This is a genomic window from Haloarcula sp. CBA1131 (assembly GCF_008728975.1).
Lineage (GTDB): Archaea > Halobacteriota > Halobacteria > Halobacteriales > Haloarculaceae > Haloarcula > Haloarcula hispanica.
In genome coordinates, this window is record NZ_RPCY01000001.1 from 211974 (window position 1) to 235352 (window position 23379).

Below are 23379 nucleotides of genomic sequence, written 5' to 3' on the forward strand. Positions count from 1 at the left end.
GTTAGCAGACCGGCTTCGGGTTCACGCCGAGATCTTCGAGCGTCTCGAAGTATTCGTCGTAAGCCGTCGAGATGACATCGATAGCAGCAGCCTCCGCGGCGTCCCAGTCGTCGTCGCTCCCACACACCGCATCGAGCAGTTCGGCGGCCTCGTCGCGGAGGTCCACCACGTCGCTGCCGGCGCTGCGGAACGTACTCGCCGTCTGTGGGTCCGCTTGGCCGGTGAAGAAGCCGGTGTACTGCTCTTTGACCTTCTTGTCGACGAGCGACCAGCCGACGAAGCCGCCGAGGCGTTCGACGGTCCCATCGAGGTCAGCGAGCACGCCGTGCATTGCCGGCGTCCGGTCGACCGGATCGGCGTCGATGCTATCGCGGCGCTCAGCCGTCTCGCCCGCCGCATCGGCGAACAGCACCGCCGCGTCGTCGTGGCCGTCGTCGCTCCAGGCGTCGAACGTGTCGTGAGCTGCCTGCTCGCGGGCGGCGGCCGCCGAAAGCACTACGTCCGGTTCCATCTCGCCGCGGGTGTCAGCATAGAGCGTCTTCGAGGAGCCCAGTCGGGAGAGTTCCGTCTGCTGGTCGTCACGAACTGCGTCGATAAGGTCGGCTGCGGTCATACTCTGGCCTGTGGCCGGCGCGGGCTTGTAACCATCGGACCCGCCGCTCGAAGGCTCGTATGGCTGCGGGGAGTAAGCCCCCTTCTGTTCGGGCCAGCATTCGGCTGAGCGGCCACGTCCAGCGCTTGCGCGCGGCGTCGGACTACCTGTCGACGCGGCCTTGCACCGGTGAGGTTTCGCCGTTCCATCGGTCCGTCGCCGGAAGCGTGGGGCGTTTGCGGCCCACGGAATGCGTGGGGCGTCTGCGGCCCACGGGTGGAGCACGGATGTGGTCCACAACTGCGCGCCCCGGAGTCACCGGGTCGCGACTGCCCTCGGTGGGTTAACTCTCCCTCGCTTTGGCCGCGTGCCACACCGTCTGGTGGGGCACGACCAGCCTCGCTCGGGATTCGCACACCTCATCGGTCCGGCAACGACGTGTCGTTGCTGTTCCAGAGCCGACGGTCTCCCGCCCCGGGCTTGCGCCCGGTCACCTGTCCGACAGGTGGGGGGACTTTCCTCATGGCTTGCGCCACGGGAGCCGGCCTCCCGCTGCCATATATAGATACGCCAGTGCCGCGAATAAGGCTTACCAACGACCTTTTTCTGCGTCGGGTTCGCGCGAAGCGCGAACCACTCCTTGAAAAACGTCGACGAAAAAGGCCGGACTCGCCACACCGCGGCGAGTCCGGGGAAACCGCTCGCTTCGCTTGCGGTATGTTCACGGTGACTTAAATTGTGTCTCATCCTCAGGCAGACCTGCCCTCCCCCGGGTCGCGCGACAGAGCGCGCTCCCGGCCACAGCGTCGGGAGAAACTGTGTGAGAAAGGCGGGTCACAGCGCAATTCGACAACAGTCGAGACGCGAATGCCCAGCAGTGTGACTTAGTCGTCAGAGGGGAGCGGCTCGCCGGCACCATCGGTCGGCGCAGGCGAGGACTGCATGTCGTCGTCCTCTGCGTAGGGGTACCACGTCATCTTCGTGTTGTGCATGTACGGGTCGTGGTAGTCCGTCTCTTCGGGCTCGACCATCTCGGCCAGCGTTTCCTCGTCGCGGTCCTCCACGAAGTCACGGAAGGTCTCGCCGCCCTCGCGGGCGTTCTTGAAGTTGTTGACGAGGTTCTTGATCGCGCCGGGGACTTCGTCGGCCGGGACGCGCATCTCCACCCAGTCGGCGAAGCGCGGGTCGTCGCCGAGGCCGCCGCCGAGACCGATATCGAGCGCTTCGACCGGTTCGCCGTCCTTGCGGGTCTTCATCCCGCGCAGGGACACGTCGGCGATCTGGGGCTGGGCACAGGAGGCCGTACAGCCAGAGAGGTGGATGTGGAAGTCCTTGTGGTCCTCGGGCAGTTCGACGTTGTCCTTGAGCCAGCGGGCGTAGCGGACCTGGCGGTTCTTCGTCTCGACGATAGAGAGCGAGCAGTACTCCGTGCCCGTGCAGGCGATAGAACCGCGCATGAACGGCGACGGGTCCGGGGAGTAGTTCTCAAGGAGGGGTTCGCTGGTGAACTCGTCGAGGTTCTCCTCGGGCACGTCGGTAACGATGATGTTCTGGCGCTGGGTCAGTCGGACCTCGCCGGAGCCGTACTCGTCGGCGAGTTCGGCGAGTTCGAGCACGTCGTCGGCGCCCATGCGGCCGACCAGGACGTTCAGGCCGACGTAGTAGTTGCCGTCCTTCTGTTCGTGAATCCCGACGTGGTCGTTGTGCCCGTCCTGGGACCCGGTGTTGTAGCTGTACTGGTCGCGCATGTCCTCGCCGGCGGTCGGCAGTTCGAAGTCGACGTAGTCGTCCTGGAGGACCGAGCGCATCTTTTCCGGCCCCCACTCGTCCATGAGGAACTTGATGCGGGCGTTGAAGCGGTCCTCGCGGTCGCCGTGGTCGCGGAAGAGCGCGGACATGCCGTGGGCCACGTCGGCGGCCTGCTCCGGCGGCACCCACACGTCGATATCGCGGGCGAGGCGCGGTTCCTTGCGGGAGAGGCCCCCGCCGATACGGACGTTGAAGCCGAGTTCGCCGTCCTTCTCGGCGGGCTCGAAGGCGAGGTCGTTGATGTCGCCCTGGCCACAGCCTTCGTCACAGCCGGCGATGGCGACCTTCCACTTGCGCGGGAGGTTCGAGTAGTCGTCGTTGCCCTTGAACGTCTCGTGGAGGTCCTCGGCGACGGGCCAGGCGTCGACGTGCTCGTGTTTGTCCTTGCCGGCGACGGGACAGCCGACGATGTTCCGCCAGGAGTCACCGCAGGCCTGCTGGGTGCCCAAACCGACGGCTTCGAGCTTCTCGAAGATCTCCGGGATGTCCTCCAGTTTGATCCAGTGGAGCTGGATGCTCTGGCGGGTCGTCCAGTCACAGTAGGCCTCGCCGAACTCGGGGTTATCGACGGGGCCGGTCGCGTACTCCTTCGCGACTTCGCCGATGACTTCGAGCTGGCCGGGCTTGATGACGCCGTTTGGCGTCCCGATGCGCATCATGAAATACGACTCCTGGCCGGAACGCTGGTGGTACAGCCCCCACCATTTGAAGCGCTCGAACCAGGCGTCGTGCTCGTCTTCCGGAATGGCGTCCCAGCCCTTCTCTGCGAACTCCATCAGATGCTCTCGAATCTCGTTACCGTAGACCTCGTCCTTCCATTTCTCGACTTTACTGGGCATAGCTAATGTGTTCTTCCACAAGTCTCACAGACTTATACAACACACTTTGCCGTCAACCGTCGCCACCACTCCCCGAAACAAGAAATTGTTGCCTATTCATCGGGACGGGCAAGCCGGGTTCGCTTCTCCGGAAAATGGACGCTCTCGTGGACGACACCGTAGAATTCGCCGGAATCGGGGTCTACGACGCGGCCGACCGTCAGCCAGTCGGTAACACCGCTTTCACCGCAGGCGATACACTGACCGGCTATTCGCGCCTGAATATCCGGGTAATCCACGCCCACTTTTACGAACCCCTCGGCGAGGAAATCCGTCGTCTCACACCCACAGAAGTCGCTTCGAGCCAACAACCACAGGTCCGAGACGTTCACTTCCCGCGAGTCGTTGACGGAAATCCAGGCCCCGTCGTCGAGCTGGTGAACGTCGGTCGTCATTACATATCATTAGATTCCAGAGATACCTGAGAGCATCGGCGGTCACAAGTATCACCGGATCGGGTCGAATCCACCGCAGTCATGCGGTGAGTGTATCAGAACATAATGACCCACTATTTGGTGGGATCTGTACGAGATACAAACATATGTTGCCTGTAAGTCGCAGTGCGGGCCAAGCTTACAGGAGAGTCCGTGTTTAAGATAGTGGGGGCGTTACGAAGGAGTACGACACCACGCGGCGGCCACGCAGGTCGCTGCTGTGACAGAAACGATGACGAACGCACAACAGACCCACGACGACGACGCCGAACGCGAAGAGCCGACCACAGACCACCTCGACAACGTCGAGGATGGCTGCGGTTGCACAGAAATCTGGGAGCACATGAGCGAAGAGCGCGAGAGCGCCTCTGACGACTGATACAGACTGTTGTGACTGCGTATTAATTGCGCCGGCCCGGGTCGGCGAAATCCCGGAATGACTTACAATAGCCTGTATGACACCCCTGTACGGGATACTTTTGTGCGGTGCTCCCCAAGCACGTATCGATGCCTGAGGGGCCCGACAATTACGTTCCATCGACCGACCGTGAATCACCGGTCGGTAAACCGGTCATCCGCGGGGACCCGGCACTCACTGGCCAGCGGCCCGAGGAGGCCATCGAGTTCGATCCCGACGACTCCGAGAGCCTCGAGCTCGCCGCCAGAACGGTCGAGAAGTTCTCCGAGAACACCGCCGGCGCCGATGACAACGTGTTCATTCTGCGCGGCGCAGCCGCGTGTGCAGCCCTGGTCCGTGGTGAGGGGTCCTACAAGGCCGCTGCCGAACGGGCCGGTGGCGAAGCCTCGGTCTCGTTCATCCGGAAGTGGTCCCGCGTGCACGACCTCCCCCGGTCCGTCCGGATTCACGTCGCCAAGGGGGAAATTGCGCCGACGGCGGCCAAACACATCGCCAGAGTCTCCGGCGAGTCCCGCCTCCTGCTGGCGTGGGCCGCCCTCGACCACAACCTCACCGTCCGCCAGATCCGGTCCGTTGCCAGCAGTGTCAACGACGGCGCGTCCGTGGACGCGGCGCTCGCCAGAAACGGGTACGCGCTGGGCGAGTTGCGGACACAACTCGGCCGCGACGCCTACTGTCGACTCCGCCGGCAGGCCGCACTCGATGGGGCCTCCCCCGGAGAAGTCATCAGCGAGGCTATCGAATCGTACTTCGACGACGGACCGTAAGGTCTTAATCGCCGCTCCCCCGAGCGAATAGCGAGGGCCGGTAGCTCAGTTAGGCAGAGCGTCTGGCTTTTAACCAGATGGTCGGGGGTTCAACTCCCTCCCGGCCCGTGCAACGAACCGACAAGCACCGCGAGTCGGTGAGTGAACCGGCAGGAAGGAGTTGAACTACGGCACGAGCGAACGTAGTGAGCGAAGTGCAGGTGGTTCAACTCCTGCCCGGCCCGCTGTTCTGTGTACAAGAAGCAGCGCGACAGGACAGAGTTCGAGACCGGTTCATTTACCACCGAGACGGCGGATGGCACCAGTATGGACGGAAATACCGGTACAATTCAGCGCGCACTCGCGCAACCGCTGCGCCCGTTGGGCGTGACTGTGGGCGTACTGCTCGTCGTCGCCACGCTCGCTGCGATTGCCAGCACGCCGTGGCAGACGTACGCGTCGATGGGCGCGGTAATTATACAACTGGCGGCAGCGGTCGTGATGGGGTTGATCGGTGTCGGACTGGCGTACATCAGCTGGGCAGCCGACGCGTAAGTCAGTCGCCGAGAACAGAGCCGAAAACAGACGTCTTGTTATCCGCGGACGGGCATATACGCCATCCCTAGCATCAGCACGGCAGCGATGCCCGAGAGTATCGAGACGCCCCAGATGCCGTTCTTGCGCTCGTGGAAGTAGTCCTGCTGGTCGAGCGTCGTCTGGTACTGGTCGTACTGCTGAATCGGGACGATCTGGACGGTGCTATGGTCTGGGAAGTGCGTGAAGAACTGCTGCTCGTTCAGCGTGACGTTCCCACCCTCCGAAAGTTCGATTGTGTTCTCGCGCGGTGCGAACCATTCGAGGGTCGCGCCGTCGTCGGTCACTTCGGAGATCGTGGTCTCCTGGGTGCCGCTATCGGTCGCGTGCGGGTAGGTATCGCCGGTGGTGAACGACACCGTCTCCGGCTCTGGGAGCCATTCACTCAGCGGGACTTGCGTGTTGTTCGACCGGTAGACTACGTACTCGGTCCCGTTCTGGGTCGCCAGCGTGTTCTTGACCGAGGTGTCCTCGGCGAGGAGCGCACTGACGTTGAGTTCTTCTTCGAGGGTCACCGTACTCTCGTTGCTGTCAGTGTGCACGCGGTAGGTATCGTTCTGGTAGGTCGTCGTGGCGTTGTGCTCTAGCGTCGCTGTATACCGTGACGATTCGTTCGTCCAAGAGAGGTCAGCTGCAATGCTGCCACCGCCACCGCCGCCGTGGCCGCCACCGCCGCCGCCGGACATGTGGATGTTCGTGGCTGTGTATTCCGTTCCGTCGACAGTGAACGTACTCTCGTTGGTCAGTTCGGCGTCAGCGTCGAGCGACACCGCCGGCCGCTGACTCTCCGCGACGCCGATGTAGGCGTACGCAGCAACACTGATAACGAGGAAGAACGCGAAGTACGCCGCCGCGGCTCGTCGTTGCATATCAGGAGGGTCAGTCGCCGCGCCGTTTAATGATTACTTTTCGAGTGTCTTGATAGACGGGTGGTAGGGGCGTCTCGCCCCAGTAACGGCGGTGTCGATGTATCGCATCGATCAGGCTATATCGGACTCGCCAGCGAGAACGTCGTAGCTGTCGAGCGTCCCTGCCATCGACGGGGCATCCGGATCGTCTTTCCGCTGCGTACCGTAGTCCATCCACACGCCGCTCGTGTAACTGTACATTTCGAAGGCAGCCTCGGTCTCGACGACAATGTCGATGACTGCGTCCTCGGGGGCGTCATCGAGAACGACGGCCGACCGAACGTCGTTGTCGTGGTGCATCACCCAGACCGCGACAGCGCCATCGATGTCTTCCAGCAAGGCACTGGCTTCCGTCGGCGAGAATGGGCGGTGGGGCCAGTCGTCGACGGGTTCTGGTTTGTCCATACCAGTCGGACGGGCCGGAACGGCATCGGTGTTCCCCCGTTTTCCCCGGTTAGTCGGCGAAGTAGCTGGTGAAAAAGCCGGACAGGAACGACGAAATAGCGACGGCCATGGCCATGTCAGTCAGGCTCCACGGCGCGTCCTCGTCGTCGGCCAGCCAGACAGTGATACCGACGCTGACGACCAGTGAGACGATCCCGTTGAGGAGGTGCTTGCTCTTGAGCAAACTCATACACCTATCCGTTGGTGCGGGGTTCGTATAGAGATTACCCACGAGCGACGTGTCGCTGACCGAAACGCGGCCGCTGAATTCGCGTGATGGGTAGTGCTGGCGCTGGGACAGTTAGCCGTTACAGCAAACCGTGTACCGAACCTCTGAGTGAACGAGCGATTCGACCTGCTCGACGACGCCGTCGACCGTCTCGAACGGTCCGAACTTGCTCACGACCGCCCCGTCCGCGCGTAACACGACTGTCCACCGGTACCCATCCGGGCTATCGTTCCGCTCGAACGCGAACTCGCGGTCGGGCAGTCGAGCGACGACTGGGCCGTCAGTAGTGACCGTCCACGACACGCTATCGGCAAGCGCGCTCTCCAGTACTGTTTCGAGTCGCCGGGCGAGTCTGGTCATCGGTTCGTCCCGTGCGTCCATACAGAAACGTAGAGGGACAGAAGCATAAGCCGTTGTGACACTACACAACGTTCAAACGGCCCAAACCCGTACATGGGGTGTGACTCAGTCGCTTCTCGTCTACGACGGCAGTACCGACCTGTTCCGGCGCGCTGCCGAGACGGTAACCCGCTGTGCCACGGACATCACGCCGGTCCCCTGGGAGTCCGACGCGATTCAGGCGTTTCTCCAGGCACAGTTCGACGACCTGCCGTTTGCGTTCATCCTGATTGAAGGCGAGTCCGTTCACGTCGGCGAAGCGGCTGTGAAGGAAGCGCTGGAAGGCCTCGATGTCGCGGCCCCTGTCGCCCGGTTGGCCGAGCAGGTGTATCCCACCGCCGCCGCGCCGTTCGGGCGTGTCGTCCACGGCCAGGTCCCGGCCGACATCCACGGGACCTTTCCACTGGACGAGGCGGCGAAAGCACACATCGCGCCGCTCCGGCAGGTCCACACGATCCCTGTCGAAACAGAGTGATCGAGACGGTCAGTGATATGGTCGACCAGAACTGGCCTGCCACGCGGTCACCATACGACAGTGCGTCGCGCGCAGAGACCCCACGCGCCGATTTCGTACGCTTCGGATAATGAGCGACTGCGTCGACTGCTCCGCTGTTCGGAGGGTTGAAAACCTGTGACCGGCTACTGCAGGTATGCTGCGGCAGGCCGTCGAGGACGCGTTCACCCTGCTTGCTGTCCTCGTCGTTCTCTCCCTCGTTATCGGGCAACTCCTCGGGCAGCCGATCCTGCTGGGGTACGTGACCTCAGGGAGTATGTCGCCGACGCTGAACACGGGCGACGCGTTCGTCGCCGTTCCTGCACCCGTCGCTGGCGAGATTGAGCCGGGGGACGTCATCGTGTTCGAAGCGGTCGAGCTACAGGGCGGCGGACTGACGACACACCGGGTCGTCGCGGAGACCGACGGCGGCTACATCACGAAAGGGGACAACAACCCCTTCAGAGACCAGAGCGGAGGTGAGCCGGTTGTCACGGACGACCGAGTCGTCGCGACAGCACTCCAGATCAACGGACAGGTCGTCCGGCTCCCCGGTCTCGGCACCGCCATCAGCTCCGCTCGAACGGCGGCAGAAAGCGGCTTGGTATTGATTGGCGGGCCGGGCAACAGCGACCTGACGAGCGGACAGGGACTCAGTGGACTGTTCATCTCTATCGGGCTCGGACTGTTTCTGCTCGTCTTCGTCGACAGCTTCCGGGCCAGCGAGGAGCGGACCAGAGAACGGACTCGTTCGCGCGACGGGGACGCCATCAATGGCTGGACGGTTATACTCGCACTGGCAGTGTTGATTCTCGTCCCAGCCAACGCGGCGATGGTCGCTCCGAGCGGCACTCACAGCGTCACCATCGACAGCACTAGCGAGGATGTCACGCCCGGGGAGACCGTCGAAAGCGAGTTCACTGCCGAAAACGGCGGACTGGTAACGATGCTCATTATCCTCGAATCATCGCACCCGGACGCGGCGATGGACCGTAACCGGCTTGTCGTCCAGCGCGGCGGGTCCGCGACGGCAACGCTGTCGGTGCCCGCCCCACCACCGGGCGAACAGGCGGTCGTGACCGTCGAAGAGCATCGATACTTCCTGCTAGCACCGCCGGGCGTCATCGCGGGACTGCACCGAGTCCACCCGCTGGTGGCAATCGGGGCGTTCAATCTCCTGGTGTTAGGAAGCCTCACAGCGGCAGTTGGGGCGACCTTCGGGTTCGGAACAACGCGCGAGCGGAGCCGAGACCGGTCGGTCCCGCTGAAGCGACAGGTACGCCGCCTGCTTGGGCGTGAATGATCGCGGGTTCAGCCGGTGATATCGCCGCCGCCACCACCTGCGCTTGCCGTGCTTGAATTGTAGAGATTGCTCACCTGCTCGGCGGTGAGCGCGGCGTCGTACACCTTGGGTTCGTCCATGGCACCGTCGAATCCATAGATAGCGTTCCCGCCAGAATTGAGTCCTGTACCGATTCGAAGCGGTTGTTCGGACGCCTGCGCATCGGGGAGCGAAAACGTCGGCCCCTTTTGCGCCCCGTTGACGTACACCCTGTCCTGTGATCCGTGGGTCCACACGACGTGTGCCCACCGGTTCTTCGTCAGCGAAACACCCGTGAGTTTGTTATCGTCGGTGGTCTCGATGAGCAGTTCTCTGTCGTCCGAACCCTTCCAACCACCACCGAAGCCGAACTGATAGCTATCGTCGCCACGGGAGTTCCACTTGCTGAACAGTCGTGTGAGGCCATTCTGGCTTCGGGGGAATACCCAGGCAGAGAGCGAGAAATCATCAGTCAAGTCGAGCGTATCGTCGTCAGGAACGGTGACGGCATCGTCACCATCGAAATTGAGCACTTCGCCGCGGCCCTGACTGGATGTCGCTAGGTCTGGTTCATAAAAGCGGTCGCGGTCCCTGTCAAAACTAAACTCCCGTTCGCCATCGTTGCCAGCGGCCCAGGAATCCGGTATATCCGTTCTGCTAACATCTTCGAAGTGCCACCACGACACCTTGGGGTCGCGACACTCGACTGAAACCGATCGGCTCAGTTCGATACGCTGGTCGTCGCCGGTAGCAGTGATATCAAGGTTGACAGTGGTACTCCCTTCTGAGTCACAGGCGAGCGTCGTTGTGACATCGCCGCTCTCGCCCGGCAGAAGCCTGTTCGGCGTCTGGACAGTTTCGAACGGTGGAGCGGGACCGGGGCTGACACGAACACTCGTAAGTTGCTGGTCGAAGTTGTTGGTGAGCGTTAGCAGTGTCACTTGCTGGCCGTCCATTCCACTGACTGGGCCGATGTCGATACCAAGCAGTGCATCGCTGCCGTCGGTCGCTTTCAGGTTACTGGACCGCTTTGCGTCGATGGTAGTGACACCGGATGTTTCAGCAGCGAGCAGGCCTGCCCCACCAGCGATGAACGCGAGTGCACCACGTCGGGTCCACTTCTTGTTCATTCCGACAACTCCGGTGGCTTATCGGCTGCGCCGAGTTGCAGCCGGCGAGTCTCCGTGACGTGGTACGCCGCAGAGACGAGAAACAGCAGCGTGATGACCGTCGGCCACACGAGCGACGGAACCGACGGTGGAAAGACACCGACCCAGACAGCGACGACGAGCGCTAACGAAACAGCGGCGAGCCCGAGATAGTACTCCGCCCACGGAATCGAATCCCCCGGGACGACGTCAAGGTACACGTCAAGGCTGTCAGCTGTATCGGTCATCGTAACTGTCCCGTTGTCGTGCGTGATGACTCCCGCGCGTTCAAGCGTCGGGAGATGTGTCTGCTGCATCGACGTGTACACGCGGTGTCGCTCCGTGGACGTGATCTCCTGAATGCACTTGTCGTTTTCCCACGCAGCGACTTGCTCGGCAAGGTCAGAGAGTTCGGCGCACTCGTCCTCCTGTTTTATCGCGTGTAAAGCGTACCGGCGCCGTTGGTTGCTCAGTATGTCGTATACGTCATCACGCGATAGCTGTCGCTCTTCTGGCCGGCTAACCCCCACCTGTCCCATGTTCCTGTTTAAACTGCACTACTTGATAGATTTTTTGTTCGTATTTGATTGTAAATGGTAAGTAACTGTATTTTCTACGCTAGACATCCATCGCCAGAGGCAGGCGTCTGCCGGCAGCAGGGCATGGATAGGTGAAGGAGTCGAACAGCAGAGCCAACCCGTTATACTTCAGTGATTGTGATTGTCAGGTCTTCGGTTTCCTGGGCGCTGTCGCCCGTTTCGAGGGTTGCAGAGAGGTCAGAAACCCCGCCCGCAGACACCTCTTCGCTGTGGGTATCGCCGCTCCCGTTGATATCGGAAAGAAGGCCGCTGCCGGTACTCAGCTCAACGTTGAACGCCGTCGAGTTTCCGTCGTCGTTGTTGACCAGTTTGAAGAACCCACTTTCATAGTCGTACGTACTGTTTGGCATCAGCCGTTCGTCGGTTCCACCGTCCTCGTATCCAAAGACGACAGACACATCGTTCGCGATGAGGCTTACGTAGCTATCTGACAATTGTGAGTTGTTGCCACCTTCTGGAGTAAGCGTGTCATTGGAGGAGTCACTGTCTGAATTCGGAAATAGTCCTGAAGCGTCGGTAACGAGATCGTCGTTGCTATTCCGAAGCGCAACCTCATCGGCGGACGCGTCGACAAGCACGTCAGTAAATTCGGTTGCGATCTCGGAGCCGTTGCCGTCAGCGCCAACGACGTTGACTTCGACTTCACGCGTTGCGCTGACAGTGCTAAATGCACCAGAGCCGAACGCCGCGCCAGATCCGATACCGACTGTCCCGATGAGACCGAGTACGCTTCTACGGTTCAGTTTCATGTTCAGTTCGCTTATCGAGAGGGTACCACTTACTATTTTGTTGCATTAGCCCGGCTAAAGCACTCATTGAAGCCGCTAACGCTGTTCAGTACTAAGCCACTATGCCGTGAACTAGCTTCCAATGAATCGGCGTGGCTTTCTCCTTAGTATTGGTGCAGCCAGTGTGGGGACGGGTGCGGTGTTTGGATCCGGTGCGTTCACCTCTATCGAAGCAGACCGGAACGTCAATCTCGAAGTCACCGGCGATACCGGATCGGCACAGGTGGGGTTCAGCCCGGGGAGCGGTGCCACGAGCATCGTCGGGACGGACACAAACGAGTCGGTTGATATCATCAACTTCGAACAGACGAATCTCAACGAACAAGCGAAGACCAGCTTCGAGAACGCTTTGGAGGTCGACAACAACAGCCAATCCAAGGTCAACCTCTATATTGATGACAGCACTACCGGGGTTGGGGATGACCCCACAAACGGTGAAGTTCTGGACTTCCGGGAGGGGTCCGCTGGCGTCTCAATTGTCGGCTCGGACCAGGCTATCACGCTCGACCCCGACGGCGGGAGTTCAGACGGCGGCTACAGCGACACCGTGGAACTGGACATCGTTGTCGACCTCCGAGATGACGGCGTCGATGGCGACGATCTCAGCGAGATCAGCGACGTGACCTTCGTCGTCGAGGCGGTCCAGCAGTAAGTGAAACGCGATTCCGGCGCTGGCCGCCGACCAACAGGCCCAGATACAGGCACACACGAAGATCCAACGCAGTCGGCACGACACAACCAACTATGAATCGCACTCTCATCGCTGTCATGGCAGCGGTCGTCCTCCTCGCAGGGACCGCTATGGCGACAGGTGCCTTCATCGACGGCGACGAGGTTGCACCCGACCGGAACTCCGGCGTCTACTTGGCTCCCGCTGACACGGTAAACGGGGACCAGTACGTCGAATACGACGAGACAGGGCAGCTACGCATCAGTCTTTCACCAGTGCTCCCGAACGGTCAGACCCGCGTCGATGACCTGTTCGTCGTCGGGTTTGCGGGCTACGAGGGGACTGATAGTGCCGCTACCGTCGAACTGGACAGCGAGCCGGAAACAGTTCGCATGTACCGGATGGACACCGGAGCACAAGTCGCCGGCGACACTGTCTCGCTGGAGCCCGACGAATCAGTGCGCTTTGGGCTGGCAGTGACGCCAGCGGAGCGCAACTTCACTGGCACGATATCGATCACCGCCCCTGTTCCCGAACAGCAGTCAACCGAAGGGGACGAGAGCAACGGTGGGAGCGGCGGTGGGTCAACCGGTGGCGGTGGTGGCGGTGTGCCACCCAGTAACGATGATGGGAGTGGTACGCAGGGCGGGGGCGATCCCACGACGCCGACGCCAACGCCGACGGACAGTAACTCGACGAACGAGACCGTAAACGATGACGGGAACGAGACTGAAACAGCCGCTGGCGGCGGAAGCGGTGGCAGCGGTACTGGTGTCGGGACGTCGACCGACGAACCGGCTGAGACGCCCACCACCAGCGAAGAAGAACCCGAAACCGTGGCCGGCGGTGGCGCTGAGCCCGTGCCGACGACACCCGAAAGTCAACAGTCAGCCGAACCGAACGGATTCACGCTCGGCTTCGAGCCGGCATTCGGAATTAGCTGGGGGCCGTGGGCGTTCATCGCTGGCCTGCTCGTCGTAGTGACGAACTACCTCGTGCAGACGCGATATCACGATGTCCTCCCGGTACTCCAGACGCAACCGAGTGACCGCCGTCGCCGGTTCCGGCGCGTCGCTGTCCGCGAGACCGCGATCGGTCTTGCCGGAATCGTACTCACGGTTCTTGTCGTGGCAGCTGCCTCAGGCGCTGGCTTCGGCCCAGTCTCGCAGCTGGTTGCGGCGCTCGCGTTCTCCGCTGCAGTCGGCACGGTGACCGGGTACCGGCTGGTCCCAGAACTCGATGCACTGCCCGAACTGCAAGCCGACGACGACGGCACCGAAAAGCAGTAAAACAACCCGGTCAGTCCGGTGTCTCAGCGTCACTGTTTCCCACAGTCGAATCAGTTCCGGGTTCTGGCGGAGGCGCGTACCGAAACAGTCGGTCACCAGTGTACACGATGAGTTCAGAATCGCTATCTGACTCGATGATACGTTCCTCGGTGTCTATTGCGACGTCCACGAGCCCGACGAGCGAATCAACTGAAGTCGTCCAGACGTCGTCGTCGACTGGATCAGCCCGGCCGACGGTTATCCAATCGTCAAACTCCTCACGGGCGGACTTGTATGCGAGCCATCGGCGCTCGGCGTCGGTCAGTGTGAGATAGTCGGTCGTGCGCCCGTAGACGATGGCAGCAGCACCACTAAAGCTACCAAGCAGGAGCACTGGGCCACCGAGAGTCCAGATCGGTCCATACGCTTTTTCGACCTGCGCTTCGACGGTTCGGTCACCACTGTTCGGAACCGGGCCAGCGTTTTCGACCCGGTAGCTGCTCTGCCTCGGGATAATCGGGAGGCGATACGTCCGAGTCGTGTCGACCGACTGCCCGTTGCGCGTCCCCGAAAGAGCCACCTGAGAGACCACCGCCATCTCAAGTCGACCGGACGTCTGGCCGTGTTCCGAATCGATACGTCGAACAGTTTCGGCTGCGCGACTGACATTCAGCGAGAACGGAACCGTCAGCCGCTCACCCGCGGCCAGCGACTGCACAGTGCCTTGTGTCAGTGGTCGTTTGACCTCCCAGTAGACGAGCTCTCCGTTCTGGGTTGATTCGACGGAGCGATACTGAACAAACACGTCAGCCGAGGCCGTAAGGTCGCTTTCGTTGCTGGCGCTGTACGTGTACGTGAACGCGCCGTCCAATACGGGGGCGACCGTCCGGAGATACACAGGTTGATCTTCGAGCACTTCACCCTCTGGAAACGCCGAGGTACCGTTGCGAACTGTCGCATTGTGGGAGAACGATCCGGACGACTGCCACGACGACACCTGACGCGTAGTCGTGTCCGTTCCCGGAGCAACGTGGCCCGTATACGTGAGATATCCGCCAACCGCAGCGATGGCGATCAGACAAATCAGTAGCAGTTCGTAGTTGTCGACGACTGTCCGCCGTATTTCCCGTCCCAACAACCCCATTGCAACTGTAATACTGGTGCCGACAAATAAGAGTTGATACCGGGTCAGCAGCGTCATCCATCTTTCTCCGCCGCCCCCATCTCCGCTAACTCCAGCTTCGAATGTCCCGGGAACCAGTTTGTGGCCGTACACTATAGTAACAATCGAAACGATTTACACACTGATCGCACGACGGCAGTGCGATCAGGTGTGCATTGATTTTCAATGGCTACTATAGTTCGTGCGACCCCGATAGGTCGGGCGTTGCCCCGTCGAAAGCGGATTCCATGAGCGGCCTGCCCGTACTGTATTCTTCGATAGAGTCTTGATTCTGTGTGCAACCGTTTTCGAGCAACAGTTCACAACGTCGAGTCTATAGAGAAAGGCAGGTAACAGTTACGTACCGGCACTTCTCGGGGGTGTAAGAGACGAGGAAGCCAAGGGCCGGATTTGAACCGGCGATGGGCGGCTCTGCAGGCCGCTGCGTTAGGCCAGACTCTGCCACCTTGGCGCGAATAGAGGTAGTCAACTCGGTCGTTTAAGCGTAGCGAATTCGATTAGCCATTACTCTCTGCCTGATCCAGATCACCGTTCCCTCGACCGGGATAGTACTGTAGATTGATGATTGTCCCCGTCCAAAGAACCAAACTGCTCGCGTTGGCAAGTAGTGCGACCCGCGGCGGAATTAACGGCATACACGAGCCGTACATCGTCAAGATCCGCTCGGACCATCTCGACAGACAGCAGGTGCGACACCGTCGAGGAGTGCTGTGAATTCGTTCAATTCGACTTCACAAGTCTGCGAACTCTCGATCCAGCCACGTAGCTCTCGGTTTGTACAAATACAGAAAGCCCACTCGGGAGAGATACCTCTCCTGAGTGGGCTATGTAAGTATGAATGGTGGCGGCGAACCGCGTTTCCCAGAGGCTCGCGCACTCCAGTACTCCCCGGAACGCTGGTGGGCTTATCTTCCGTGTTCGGGATGGGTACGGGAGGCAACCCCACCGCTGTGGCCGCCTAACGTCGAGTCGTGGAATCGAACCACGAAAGCACCAGTCTCGATCAACTTTTCCACCGTGTGATTACGTGCGATCCAGTTTGCGCCTGGACTCGGTCAGCGACGAGTAAATCGTCGGTGAATGAGTCACAGTGCGTATGAATGATGGCTTTGGTCTGTTAGTGCTCGTGGGCTTAACGTCTCGTTACCTCGACGCGCACACCCCGAGTCTATCGACCGCGTCTTCTACGCGGGACCTCTGCGGTGTCTCTTTTCCAAGTGGGTTTCGAGCTTAGATGCGTTCAGCTCTTACCCCGTGTGGCGTGGCTACCCGGCACGTGCTCTCTCGAACAACCGGTACACCAGTGGCCACCAACCGTAGTTCCTCTCGTACTATACGGTCGTTCTTGTCAGACACCATAACACACCCAGTAGATAGCAGCCGACCTGTCTCACGACGGTCTAAACCCAGCTCACGACCTCCTTTAATAGGCGAACAACCTCACCCTTGCCCGCTTCTGCACGGGCAGGATGGAGGGAACCGACATCGAGGTAGCAAGCCACTCGGTCGATATGTGCTCTTGCGAGTGACGACTCTGTTATCCCTAGGGTAGCTTTTCTGTCATCAATTGCCCGCATCAAGCAGGCTAATTGGTTCGCTAGACCACGCTTTCGCGTCAGCGTTCCTCGTTGGGAAGAACACTGTCAAGCTATCTTTTGCTCTTGCACTCTTCGCCGGGTCTCTGTCCCGGCTGAGATAGCCATAGGGCGCGCTCGATATCTTTTCGAGCGCGTACCGCCCCAGTCAAACTGCCCGGCTATCGGTGTCCTCCTCCCGGAGTGAGAGTCGCAGTCACCGACGGGTAGTATTTCACTGTTGACTCGGTGGCCCGCTAGCGCGGGTACCTGTGTAGTGTCTCCTACCTATGCTGCACATCGGCGACCACGTCTCAGCGACAGCCTGCAGTAAAGCTCCATAGGGTCTTCGCTTCCCCCTGGGTGTCTCCAGACTCCGCACTGGAATGTACAGTTCACCGGGCCCAACGTTGGGACAGTGAAGCTCTGGTTAATCCATTCATGCAAGCCGCTACTGATGCGGCAAGGTACTACGCTACCTTAAGAGGGTCATAGTTACCCCCGCCGTTGACAGGTCCTTCGTCCTCTTGTACGAGGTGTTCAGATACCTGCACTGGGCAGGATTCAGTGACCGTACGAGTCCTTGCGGATTTGCGGTCACCTATGTTGTTACTAGACAGTCCGAGCTTCCGAGTCACTGCGACCTGCTCCGTTCCGGAGCAGGCATCCCTTCTTCCGAAGGTACGGGACTAACTTGCCGAATTCCCTAACGTTGGTTGCTCCCGACAGGCCTTGGCTTTCGCCGCCATGGACACCTGTGTCGGTTCTCGGTACGGACACTATGCTCGTCTTTTCATGGGCCCCAGGTTGAATCACGTTTCCCTATACCGCCGTTCGTCCGCTTCCTGCCATTACGGCTTCCACGGAGTTTGACGGTTCGACCGGGCGAATGCCCGGCGTGATCGACCCCAGGGCGTCAACTTTCACTGCATAGTGGCACGGGAATATTAACCCGTTTCCCATTTCGTCTCAGTCGAGTTGCGGTGAGACTTAGGACCGGCTAACCCTCAGCTGATCAGCAGTGCTGAGGAACCCTTATCCATTAGGCCGTCGGGGTTCTCACCCGACTATCGCTGCTACTATGGCCAGGATTTTCGTCACTATTCGGTCCACAGGAGCTCTCGCCCCCGCTTCCATCCAAATAGAGCGCCAATCTACTCGATTACCAGTATCAGTGGTACGGACAGGTCTCGGTGGTGGATTTGAGTCCCGATCATTTTGGGCGCCTCAAACCTCGGCCGGTAAGCTGTTACGCTTTTCTTAGAGGGTAGCTGCTTCTAAGCTCACCTCCCGGCTGTCTAGGGCTCGAGACCACCTTCAGAGGATTACACTTAATCCACACTTGGGGACCTTAACCTATCTCTGGGTTGTTCCCCTCCTGGTACACAGGCTTACCCCGCGCACCGGAATCCCCGCGTCAAACAGCGTCTGTAAGTTTGGAGTTTGACAGGTGTGCCGACTCCTCTCGGAGGCGGACACACCAATCGGTCGCTCTACCTCACAGACTACCTCGGCGGAGGTCATGCTTCGACATGTTTCGATTGGAACCAGCTGTTGCCGGACTCGATGGGCCTTTCACCCCTACACATAGATCACGAGAGGGTATTGTAGGACACCAACTCTAACAGACTTCCACGTGCCTTTCGGCACGCTTCATCTTGTCCATGCGTAGATCGTCCGGATTCGGGTCGTGTCCGTGTGGCTCCCCGCGCTTGAACACGGCGGCCCTCGGGCAAAGCCCTGCGGCCATGTCGGTTTCCCTGTGCCTCCCCGGATGCTCCGGTTAGACTTGCCATACAGACACACTCCCTGGCTCGTTTTTCAAAACGTACGACAGAACATCGGCTTCCCGTGAGTCTTACTGGACGCTCGCGCGTCGGTCATTCGTCATGGGACCTTGTATGCCCTGTCGCTCGATCGCCAACTGATTTCATGCTCTATTTCGCCTCCCTTCTGAGGGTACTTTGCAGCGTTCGTTCACACTACTTGTTCACTATCGGTCTCAGGTTGTGTTTAGCCTTCGCAGTCGATGCCTGCGTTATTCGCGAGGGATATCCAACCCCCGCTACTCTGGCACTACCGCACAGCGTACTGGTCTTCAGTACGGGGTTGTCACCCTGTATCACGCTCTATTCCAAGAGACTTCGTGAAGACGGTCGGCTGATGAGAGGTAGCCCTGACACCACATTGCCCGTGAGGGCTTCGGTTTGGGCTGTATCGCGTTCACTCGCGGTTACTAACGACATCACATTGCGTTTTCTGTTCCTCCCGATACTGAGATGTTTCAGTTCTCGGGGTTCCTCATTGCGCGAAGCAATTGTTAGAGAGATTCTCATTCGGAAATCCATGGTTCTTCGCCTCCGTGCGGCTCCCCATGGCTTATCGCAGCTTGGCACGTCCTTCATCAGCGCCTGAGCCGAGCAATCCACCAGCTGGCATAGTAGCCAACGTCGTTGTGACTCGTTCAACTGAACGAGTCCAGTGGACGCCTGGATCGCACGTACACACGGTTTCATATTCGCCCCCAAGGTGGAGATGGTGGGCGAATCGACCCTTCCCAGGCTCGGTTTCACCCGGCCTGGTGCATCTGTCGTCGTACCATATCCCATCGCCGTCCCACACTTAAGGGGCACGGTTCGGGGCTGGCACGTCGTATGGACCCACTGGGATTTGAACCCAGGGCCTCCGCCTTGCAAAGGCGGCGCTCTCCCGCTGAGCTATGGGCCCGGCAGATCCGCACGGTTGTTAGCCCTGATAGTTCATAGGTGCCCGGTCGACGGAGTTCTCGAACACCGAAAGGTGGGTCAGGCCAGAGGCCTGATCCCGATCAGTAGGAGGTGATCCAGCCACAGATTCCTCTACGGCTACCTTGTTACGACTTAAGCCCCTTGCGGAGCCCAGATTCGACCGTCGCATGACGGCCTCATCCGGACCCCACTCGGGTGCTTTGACGGGCGGTGTGTGCAAGGAGCAGGGACGTATTCACCGCGCGCTTCTGACACGCGATTACTACCGAATCCAGCTTCATGCGGGCGGGTTTCAGCCCGCAATCCGAACTACGACTCCGTTTGGAGATTAGCTCCGCCTCTCGGCGTCGCATCCCACTGTCAGAGCCATTGTAGCCCGCGTGTTGCCCGGTCCATTCGGGGCATACTGACCTACCGTTGCCCGTTCCTTCCTCCGCTTTAGCAGCGGCAGTCCTCCTAGTGTACCCAACTACCTCAAGGGTATTGCTGGCAACTAGAAGTGCGGGTCTCGCTCGTTGCCTGACTTAACAGGACGCCTCACGGTACGAGCTGACGGCGGCCATGCACCTCCTCTCAGTAGCGTCGGGTAAAGTCGTCAACCTGACCGTCATTACTACTGTCGGGACCGGTGAGATTTCCGGCGTTGAGTCCAATTAAACCGCAGGCTCCTCCGGTTGTGGTGCTCCCCCGCCAATTCCTTTAAGTTTCATCCTTGCAGACGTACTTCCCAGGCGGCTCGCTTCTCGGCTTCCCTAGGGCGCAGCGCAGGCTCGTAGCCTACGGCACACCTAGCGAGCATCGTTTACAGCTAGGACTACCCGGGTATCTAATCCGGTTCGAGACCCTAGCTTTCGTCCCTCACCGTCGGGTCCGTCTTCCTGAGGTGGTTTCCCCATTGGTGGTCCGTCCAGGATTACAGGATTTCACTCCTACCCCGGACGTACCCCTCAGGTCTTCCGGCCCCAAGCCGGACAGTTTCCGCTGGACGCCGACGCGTTGAGCGCGTCGATTTCCCAACGGACTTGTCCGGCCGGCTACGGACGCTTTAGGCCCAATAATATCGGCCATCACTTGGACTGCCGGTATTACCGCGGCGGCTGGCACCGGTCTTGCCCAGTCCTTGTTCCTGTACCACCTTACGGTACAGAAAAGCGAGGGCTATATGCCCTCGCACTCGGAGTCCCCCTATCGCACTGTCGTGCAGTGTAAAGGTTTCGCGCCTGCTGCGCCCCGTAGGGCCCGGTATCTTGTCTCAGATACCGTCTCCAGGCTCTTGCTCTCACAACCTGTACCGATTATCGGCATGGTGGGCCGTTACCCCACCATCTACCTAATCGGCCGCAGCCACATCCTACAGCGCCGGAACGTTTCTAACTCTCGGCACTCCAGCCTGAGAGTTATATCCGCTATTGGCCTCAGTTTCCCGAGGTTATCGCGGTCTGTAGGGTAGTTTGGCCACGTGTTACTGAGCTATATGCCACGGGTCTAAGCCCGTGCGACTAGCATGGCTAAATCGGACTCCGATAGCAATGGCCTCCGGCAGGATCAACCGGAATGTATCCCGGCACAATGCCGGGGGGTTAGGCGGGATCACACCCATATAATGGGTGTGGTCGCTATCGAAGGGTGTTCGAGGACACCCGTCGACCGAGTGTCACCGAACTATCAGGGCTAACATCAGATCCCATCTTGACGGCGGACCGCAGGGGTGGAATCCTCATTTCTTCGGACCTGATTGTTGTCTCGAAGCCACCATAAAGGCTTCGAGTTTCGTTGGCGAGTCGATCCCGCCTGGTCCGTGTCGGCAGGGGTTCAACACCCCGACCGAACGTCGTTCGCGTTCATTCCGAGTTCCCTATTACACTTAAGGGCATCGGATGGGACTCGCGTCGAACCGCACGACGCGAGCGACCTTCGCGTTCATTCCGAATGTCCTGTTACACTTAAGGGCGTCGGAACGAGTGCGTTCGTTCGGGGGCGTCGGCCCCTGTCCGCGTTCGCATTTCATTCCGATGGGTGAGCCACACTTAACCCCGTCGAAGGGAGTCGCCTACGGGACAAGATTACACGGGGGAGAGTGTTGCACACGACTGCAGACGGTCAGTACGGCGTGTCGGGAATGGGACGCCGAAACAGACGTCGACTCCGCGCGCGCACGAACAGTTACAGCAGCCGCTACCGGCCGGGCGTTGCACCGAAAATGTCGGGAATGCGACCTAGATCTCGTCTAGGTGTTCGACGCCCTGCTTCGAGACGTTCCCTTTCGTGATGTCGCCGGGCATCCAGTCGGGTTTGTCGTCGGGTGCTTCCTCGACCCATGCCCACGCCTCGTAGATGTGGACTTTGTGGGTTCCTTTCTCCCGTAGTCGTATCTCCTCAGGGTCAGCCTGATCTTCACCGTCGGCCGGCTCGAGTCGACGTGCTGCCTTCAGCGCAGCCTGTCGAGGTGTTCCGCCCGAGAAGACGCTCGATTCGTCACCGTCTTCGCGCAGTGCGAAGTTGCGCTTGTCACTGTCGGGTGCCATGGATTTCACCGCTCCATGCCAATTCAGCACATGGCAGAACATAAATATACCCCCCAATCCGCCCTCCGTCGGGGGGTACCTTTATAAATTGAAGCCATCACGTACCGGTTCAAACCAGCAAACCGGCCAGTTCAAGCCGAATATTCGGGTCGAAATCGTCACGCGCGTCCACAAAACCACCAGCCAGCGGCCGGCGGCACGGTAGACTTAAGTGTATCCTGCGGTGAAGTGCGGAGTAGGATAGCGCGATGGTGCGAAAGAAGAAGCTCAGCCCGAGTGGCGCCAAAGATGAGGACGGCGAGTACCACAACGTACATATCAACATTCACGAAGACGAGCTGGCCGTGGCCGGGATGGAGATCGGCGACGAGGTGTTCGTCCGCGTCCGTGACAACAAGATTATCATCCAGAAGGCCGACCCCGAAGAGGTCGAACACGACTTTTGAGGCACCATCGACGGTGACACAGTGCCACCGGGCGGAGATGCCGGAGCCATCGCCCGATATCAACCGGTCACCACTGTTTTTCGGGCCAACCGGACTACCATCACAATGAGACCCTACGATATCGCGAAACCACTCCTGTTTTCACTGCCAGCCGAAACTGCTAACCGGAGCGTCCACCGACTGCTGGAGGCAATCGACGGAACGCGCGTCGCCGACGTGATGGCCGACCGCTACACCGTCGCTGACGACCGACTTGGCGTAGAGGCGTTCGGTCGGACTTTCGACAACCCAGTCGGCGTCGCCGCCGGATTCGACAAGAACGCGACCATCCCCGAAACCCTGGCGTCGCTCGGCTTCGGCTTTGCCGAGGTCGGCGGTGTCACGGCCGAGCCACAGACAGGGAACGCCCGCCCACGGATGTTCCGGCTCAAAGAGGACGAGGCCATCATCAACAGGATGGGACTGAACAACGATGGGGCCATCGTCATCGGCGAGCGGCTGAAGAACGTCGACGCCCCGTTCCCGGTCGGCGTCAACATCGCCAAGACCGAACACGTCGGAACGAGCGAGGCCCCCGACGACTACCGGACCACGTACGAACACGTCGCCGAAGGCGGGGACTTCTTCGTCGTCAACGTCTCCTGTCCAAACTCGGAGGGCTTCGAGGAGCTCCAGAACCGCGACGCGATGGAAGCGATCCTCAGTGAGCTACAGGACGCTGGCGCGGCCCCGCTGCTCGTGAAGCTCTCGCCGGACCTCCCCGAGCCGGCAGTTGAGGATGCACTTGATCTGGTGACTGAACTCGACCTAGACGGCGTCGTCGCGACCAACACGACGACGGAACGGCCCGCCAGTCTGCGCTCGCCGAACGCGGTCGAGACGGGCGGCCTCTCGGGGAAGCCAATCGAAAATCAGGCGACTGAGATGGTACGGTTCGTCGCCGAGCGTGTCGACGTGCCCGTCGTCGGCGTCGGTGGCGTCTCGACAGCGGAGGGCGCATACCGGAAGATCTGCGCTGGGGCTTCACTCGTCCAGCTGTACACCGGCCTGGTGTACCGCGGCCCGTCCATCGCCCGCGAAATCAACGAGGGACTGCTGGACCTGCTCGCGGAGGACGGCTTCGACTCGGTCGAGGACGCCGTCGGCGCGGACCTGTAACCAGCGAA

General features: G+C 60.3%; 21 protein-coding genes, 3 tRNA genes, 3 rRNA genes and 1 other RNA gene. 10 read left to right on the forward strand and 18 right to left on the reverse strand.

Annotated elements, in window-relative coordinates:
- Position 1: 1 nt before the first annotated feature.
- The 4 genes from Har1131_RS01095 to Har1131_RS01110 all read right to left on the reverse strand — a co-directional run bounded on the left by Har1131_RS01095 (position 2) and on the right by Har1131_RS01110 (position 3674).
- On the reverse strand, positions 2-613 hold the full coding sequence (locus tag Har1131_RS01095; RefSeq protein ID WP_151144687.1) for a rubrerythrin family protein: 612 nt from the start codon (positions 611-613) through the stop codon (positions 2-4).
- A 61-nt stretch (positions 614-674) separates the two neighbouring features.
- An RNA gene (gene rnpB, locus Har1131_RS01100) (RNase P RNA component) lies at positions 675-1149 on the reverse strand.
- Between the two features lie 327 nt (positions 1150-1476).
- Positions 1477-3240, reverse strand: coding sequence for a nitrite/sulfite reductase (locus tag Har1131_RS01105; protein ID WP_151144690.1), 1764 nt, complete (start codon positions 3238-3240; stop codon positions 1477-1479).
- Positions 3241-3332: 92 nt separating this feature from the next.
- A complete protein-coding gene (locus tag Har1131_RS01110; RefSeq protein WP_014039256.1) occupies positions 3333-3674 on the reverse strand; it encodes a hypothetical protein in 342 nt (113 codons plus the stop codon).
- A 271-nt stretch (positions 3675-3945) separates the two neighbouring features.
- On the opposite strand from Har1131_RS01110, the gene Har1131_RS21545 reads away from it, so the two are divergent.
- The 4 genes from Har1131_RS21545 (at position 3946) to Har1131_RS01125 (ending at position 5432) form a co-directional block, all read left to right on the forward strand.
- On the forward strand, positions 3946-4092 hold the full coding sequence (locus Har1131_RS21545; protein WP_008311379.1) for a hypothetical protein: 147 nt from the start codon (positions 3946-3948) through the stop codon (positions 4090-4092).
- Positions 4093-4220: 128 nt separating this feature from the next.
- A complete protein-coding gene (locus Har1131_RS01115; RefSeq protein WP_014039255.1) occupies positions 4221-4898 on the forward strand; it encodes a hypothetical protein in 678 nt (225 codons plus the stop codon).
- 34 nt (positions 4899-4932) lie between these two features.
- Positions 4933-5006: transfer RNA gene (locus Har1131_RS01120), tRNA-Lys, on the forward strand.
- Between the two features lie 198 nt (positions 5007-5204).
- Positions 5205-5432 (forward strand): hypothetical protein, encoded by a 228-nt coding sequence (locus tag Har1131_RS01125; RefSeq protein ID WP_023843081.1) that lies wholly within the window; start codon positions 5205-5207, stop codon positions 5430-5432.
- Between the two features lie 38 nt (positions 5433-5470).
- Here the strand turns inward: Har1131_RS01125 and Har1131_RS01130 are convergent, their stop codons facing one another.
- The 4 genes from Har1131_RS01130 to Har1131_RS01145 form a co-directional block, all read right to left on the reverse strand.
- Positions 5471-6340 (reverse strand): hypothetical protein, encoded by an 870-nt coding sequence (locus Har1131_RS01130; protein ID WP_151144693.1) that lies wholly within the window; start codon positions 6338-6340, stop codon positions 5471-5473.
- Between the two features lie 111 nt (positions 6341-6451).
- A complete protein-coding gene (locus tag Har1131_RS01135; RefSeq protein ID WP_014039252.1) occupies positions 6452-6784 on the reverse strand; it encodes a hypothetical protein in 333 nt (110 codons plus the stop codon).
- Positions 6785-6833: 49 nt separating this feature from the next.
- The gene (locus Har1131_RS01140) at positions 6834-7013 is read right to left on the reverse strand and encodes a hypothetical protein (RefSeq protein ID WP_014039251.1); all 180 of its coding nucleotides are present in this window, start codon (positions 7011-7013) and stop codon (positions 6834-6836) included.
- A gap of 111 nt (positions 7014-7124) precedes the next feature.
- A complete protein-coding gene (locus tag Har1131_RS01145) occupies positions 7125-7433 on the reverse strand; it encodes a hypothetical protein (protein WP_050037417.1) in 309 nt (102 codons plus the stop codon).
- A gap of 79 nt (positions 7434-7512) precedes the next feature.
- Here Har1131_RS01145 and Har1131_RS01150 point away from each other — a divergent pair, with 79 nt between their 5' ends.
- Positions 7513-7926 carry a hypothetical protein gene (locus Har1131_RS01150; RefSeq protein ID WP_014039249.1) on the forward strand — a complete coding sequence of 138 codons (414 nt, stop codon included), beginning with the start codon at positions 7513-7515 and terminating at the stop codon, positions 7924-7926.
- 175 nt (positions 7927-8101) lie between these two features.
- On the forward strand, positions 8102-9247 hold the full coding sequence (locus tag Har1131_RS01155) for a signal peptidase I (protein ID WP_014039248.1): 1146 nt from the start codon (positions 8102-8104) through the stop codon (positions 9245-9247).
- Between the two features lie 8 nt (positions 9248-9255).
- Here the strand turns inward: Har1131_RS01155 and Har1131_RS01160 are convergent, their stop codons facing one another.
- The 3 genes from Har1131_RS01160 to Har1131_RS01170 all read right to left on the reverse strand — a co-directional run bounded on the left by Har1131_RS01160 (position 9256) and on the right by Har1131_RS01170 (position 11761).
- A complete protein-coding gene (locus tag Har1131_RS01160; protein WP_050007651.1) occupies positions 9256-10395 on the reverse strand; it encodes a LamG domain-containing protein in 1140 nt (379 codons plus the stop codon).
- Positions 10392-10952, reverse strand: coding sequence for a hypothetical protein (locus Har1131_RS01165; protein WP_023843080.1), 561 nt, complete (start codon positions 10950-10952; stop codon positions 10392-10394). The genes Har1131_RS01160 and Har1131_RS01165 overlap by 4 nt, the downstream gene beginning before the upstream one ends.
- Before the next feature lie 161 nt (positions 10953-11113).
- A complete protein-coding gene (locus tag Har1131_RS01170; protein ID WP_191907460.1) occupies positions 11114-11761 on the reverse strand; it encodes a hypothetical protein in 648 nt (215 codons plus the stop codon).
- Positions 11762-11924: 163 nt separating this feature from the next.
- Here Har1131_RS01170 and Har1131_RS01175 point away from each other — a divergent pair, with 163 nt between their 5' ends.
- Both Har1131_RS01175 and Har1131_RS01180 read left to right on the forward strand, forming a co-directional pair.
- A complete protein-coding gene (locus tag Har1131_RS01175) occupies positions 11925-12452 on the forward strand; it encodes a hypothetical protein (protein WP_014039244.1) in 528 nt (175 codons plus the stop codon).
- Between the two features lie 92 nt (positions 12453-12544).
- Entirely contained in the window at positions 12545-13759 is a 1215-nt protein-coding gene (locus Har1131_RS01180) for a hypothetical protein (RefSeq protein ID WP_079980818.1), read from the forward strand.
- Positions 13760-13769: 10 nt separating this feature from the next.
- Here the strand turns inward: Har1131_RS01180 and Har1131_RS01185 are convergent, their stop codons facing one another.
- The 7 genes from Har1131_RS01185 to Har1131_RS01220 form a co-directional block, all read right to left on the reverse strand.
- Complete coding sequence (locus Har1131_RS01185; RefSeq protein ID WP_050037414.1) at positions 13770-14882, reverse strand: DUF5305 domain-containing protein; 1113 nt, start codon at positions 14880-14882, stop codon at positions 13770-13772.
- Positions 14883-15296: 414 nt separating this feature from the next.
- A tRNA-Cys gene (locus Har1131_RS01195) sits at positions 15297-15372 on the reverse strand.
- A 388-nt stretch (positions 15373-15760) separates the two neighbouring features.
- Positions 15761-15883: ribosomal RNA gene (gene rrf, locus Har1131_RS01200) — 5S ribosomal RNA — on the reverse strand.
- A 135-nt stretch (positions 15884-16018) separates the two neighbouring features.
- A 23S ribosomal RNA gene (locus Har1131_RS01205) occupies positions 16019-18949 on the reverse strand.
- A gap of 201 nt (positions 18950-19150) precedes the next feature.
- Positions 19151-19222, reverse strand: a tRNA-Ala gene (locus tag Har1131_RS01210).
- A gap of 105 nt (positions 19223-19327) precedes the next feature.
- Positions 19328-20798, reverse strand: a 16S ribosomal RNA gene (locus tag Har1131_RS01215).
- Together the 16S, 23S and 5S rRNA genes with 2 tRNA genes alongside form the textbook arrangement of a ribosomal RNA operon.
- Before the next feature lie 660 nt (positions 20799-21458).
- Positions 21459-21767 carry a non-histone chromosomal MC1 family protein gene (locus tag Har1131_RS01220; protein ID WP_004516406.1) on the reverse strand — a complete coding sequence of 103 codons (309 nt, stop codon included), beginning with the start codon at positions 21765-21767 and terminating at the stop codon, positions 21459-21461.
- 248 nt (positions 21768-22015) lie between these two features.
- Between Har1131_RS01220 and Har1131_RS01225 the strand changes: the two genes are divergently transcribed.
- On the forward strand, positions 22016-22213 hold the full coding sequence (locus Har1131_RS01225; RefSeq protein ID WP_004516407.1) for a hypothetical protein: 198 nt from the start codon (positions 22016-22018) through the stop codon (positions 22211-22213).
- 105 nt (positions 22214-22318) lie between these two features.
- Complete coding sequence (locus Har1131_RS01230; RefSeq protein WP_151144699.1) at positions 22319-23371, forward strand: quinone-dependent dihydroorotate dehydrogenase; 1053 nt, start codon at positions 22319-22321, stop codon at positions 23369-23371.
- Positions 23372-23379 lie beyond the last annotated feature (8 nt).

What these genes read in the sequence shown, in the direction of transcription:
- Har1131_RS01095 (WP_151144687.1), bottom strand. Translation starts at nt 613, where the DNA reads ATGACCGCAGCCGACCTTATCGACGCAGTTCGTGACGACCAGCAGACG.
- Har1131_RS01105 (WP_151144690.1), bottom strand. Translation starts at nt 3,240, where the DNA reads ATGCCCAGTAAAGTCGAGAAATGGAAGGACGAGGTCTACGGTAACGAG.
- Har1131_RS01110 (WP_014039256.1), bottom strand. Translation starts at nt 3,674, where the DNA reads ATGACGACCGACGTTCACCAGCTCGACGACGGGGCCTGGATTTCCGTC.
- Har1131_RS21545 (WP_008311379.1), top strand. Translation starts at nt 3,946, where the DNA reads ATGACGAACGCACAACAGACCCACGACGACGACGCCGAACGCGAAGAG.
- Har1131_RS01115 (WP_014039255.1), top strand. Translation starts at nt 4,221, where the DNA reads ATGCCTGAGGGGCCCGACAATTACGTTCCATCGACCGACCGTGAATCA.
- Har1131_RS01125 (WP_023843081.1), top strand. Translation starts at nt 5,205, where the DNA reads ATGGACGGAAATACCGGTACAATTCAGCGCGCACTCGCGCAACCGCTG.
- Har1131_RS01130 (WP_151144693.1), bottom strand. Translation starts at nt 6,340, where the DNA reads ATGCAACGACGAGCCGCGGCGGCGTACTTCGCGTTCTTCCTCGTTATC.
- Har1131_RS01135 (WP_014039252.1), bottom strand. Translation starts at nt 6,784, where the DNA reads ATGGACAAACCAGAACCCGTCGACGACTGGCCCCACCGCCCATTCTCG.
- Har1131_RS01140 (WP_014039251.1), bottom strand. Translation starts at nt 7,013, where the DNA reads ATGAGTTTGCTCAAGAGCAAGCACCTCCTCAACGGGATCGTCTCACTG.
- Har1131_RS01145 (WP_050037417.1), bottom strand. Translation starts at nt 7,433, where the DNA reads ATGGACGCACGGGACGAACCGATGACCAGACTCGCCCGGCGACTCGAA.
- Har1131_RS01155 (WP_014039248.1), top strand. Translation starts at nt 8,102, where the DNA reads ATGCTGCGGCAGGCCGTCGAGGACGCGTTCACCCTGCTTGCTGTCCTC.
- Har1131_RS01160 (WP_050007651.1), bottom strand. Translation starts at nt 10,395, where the DNA reads ATGAACAAGAAGTGGACCCGACGTGGTGCACTCGCGTTCATCGCTGGT.
- Har1131_RS01165 (WP_023843080.1), bottom strand. Translation starts at nt 10,952, where the DNA reads ATGGGACAGGTGGGGGTTAGCCGGCCAGAAGAGCGACAGCTATCGCGT.
- Har1131_RS01170 (WP_191907460.1), bottom strand. Translation starts at nt 11,761, where the DNA reads ATGAAACTGAACCGTAGAAGCGTACTCGGTCTCATCGGGACAGTCGGT.
- Har1131_RS01180 (WP_079980818.1), top strand. Translation starts at nt 12,545, where the DNA reads ATGAATCGCACTCTCATCGCTGTCATGGCAGCGGTCGTCCTCCTCGCA.
- Har1131_RS01185 (WP_050037414.1), bottom strand. Translation starts at nt 14,882, where the DNA reads ATGGGGTTGTTGGGACGGGAAATACGGCGGACAGTCGTCGACAACTAC.
- Har1131_RS01220 (WP_004516406.1), bottom strand. Translation starts at nt 21,767, where the DNA reads ATGGCACCCGACAGTGACAAGCGCAACTTCGCACTGCGCGAAGACGGT.
- Har1131_RS01225 (WP_004516407.1), top strand. Translation starts at nt 22,016, where the DNA reads ATGGTGCGAAAGAAGAAGCTCAGCCCGAGTGGCGCCAAAGATGAGGAC.
- Har1131_RS01230 (WP_151144699.1), top strand. Translation starts at nt 22,319, where the DNA reads ATGAGACCCTACGATATCGCGAAACCACTCCTGTTTTCACTGCCAGCC.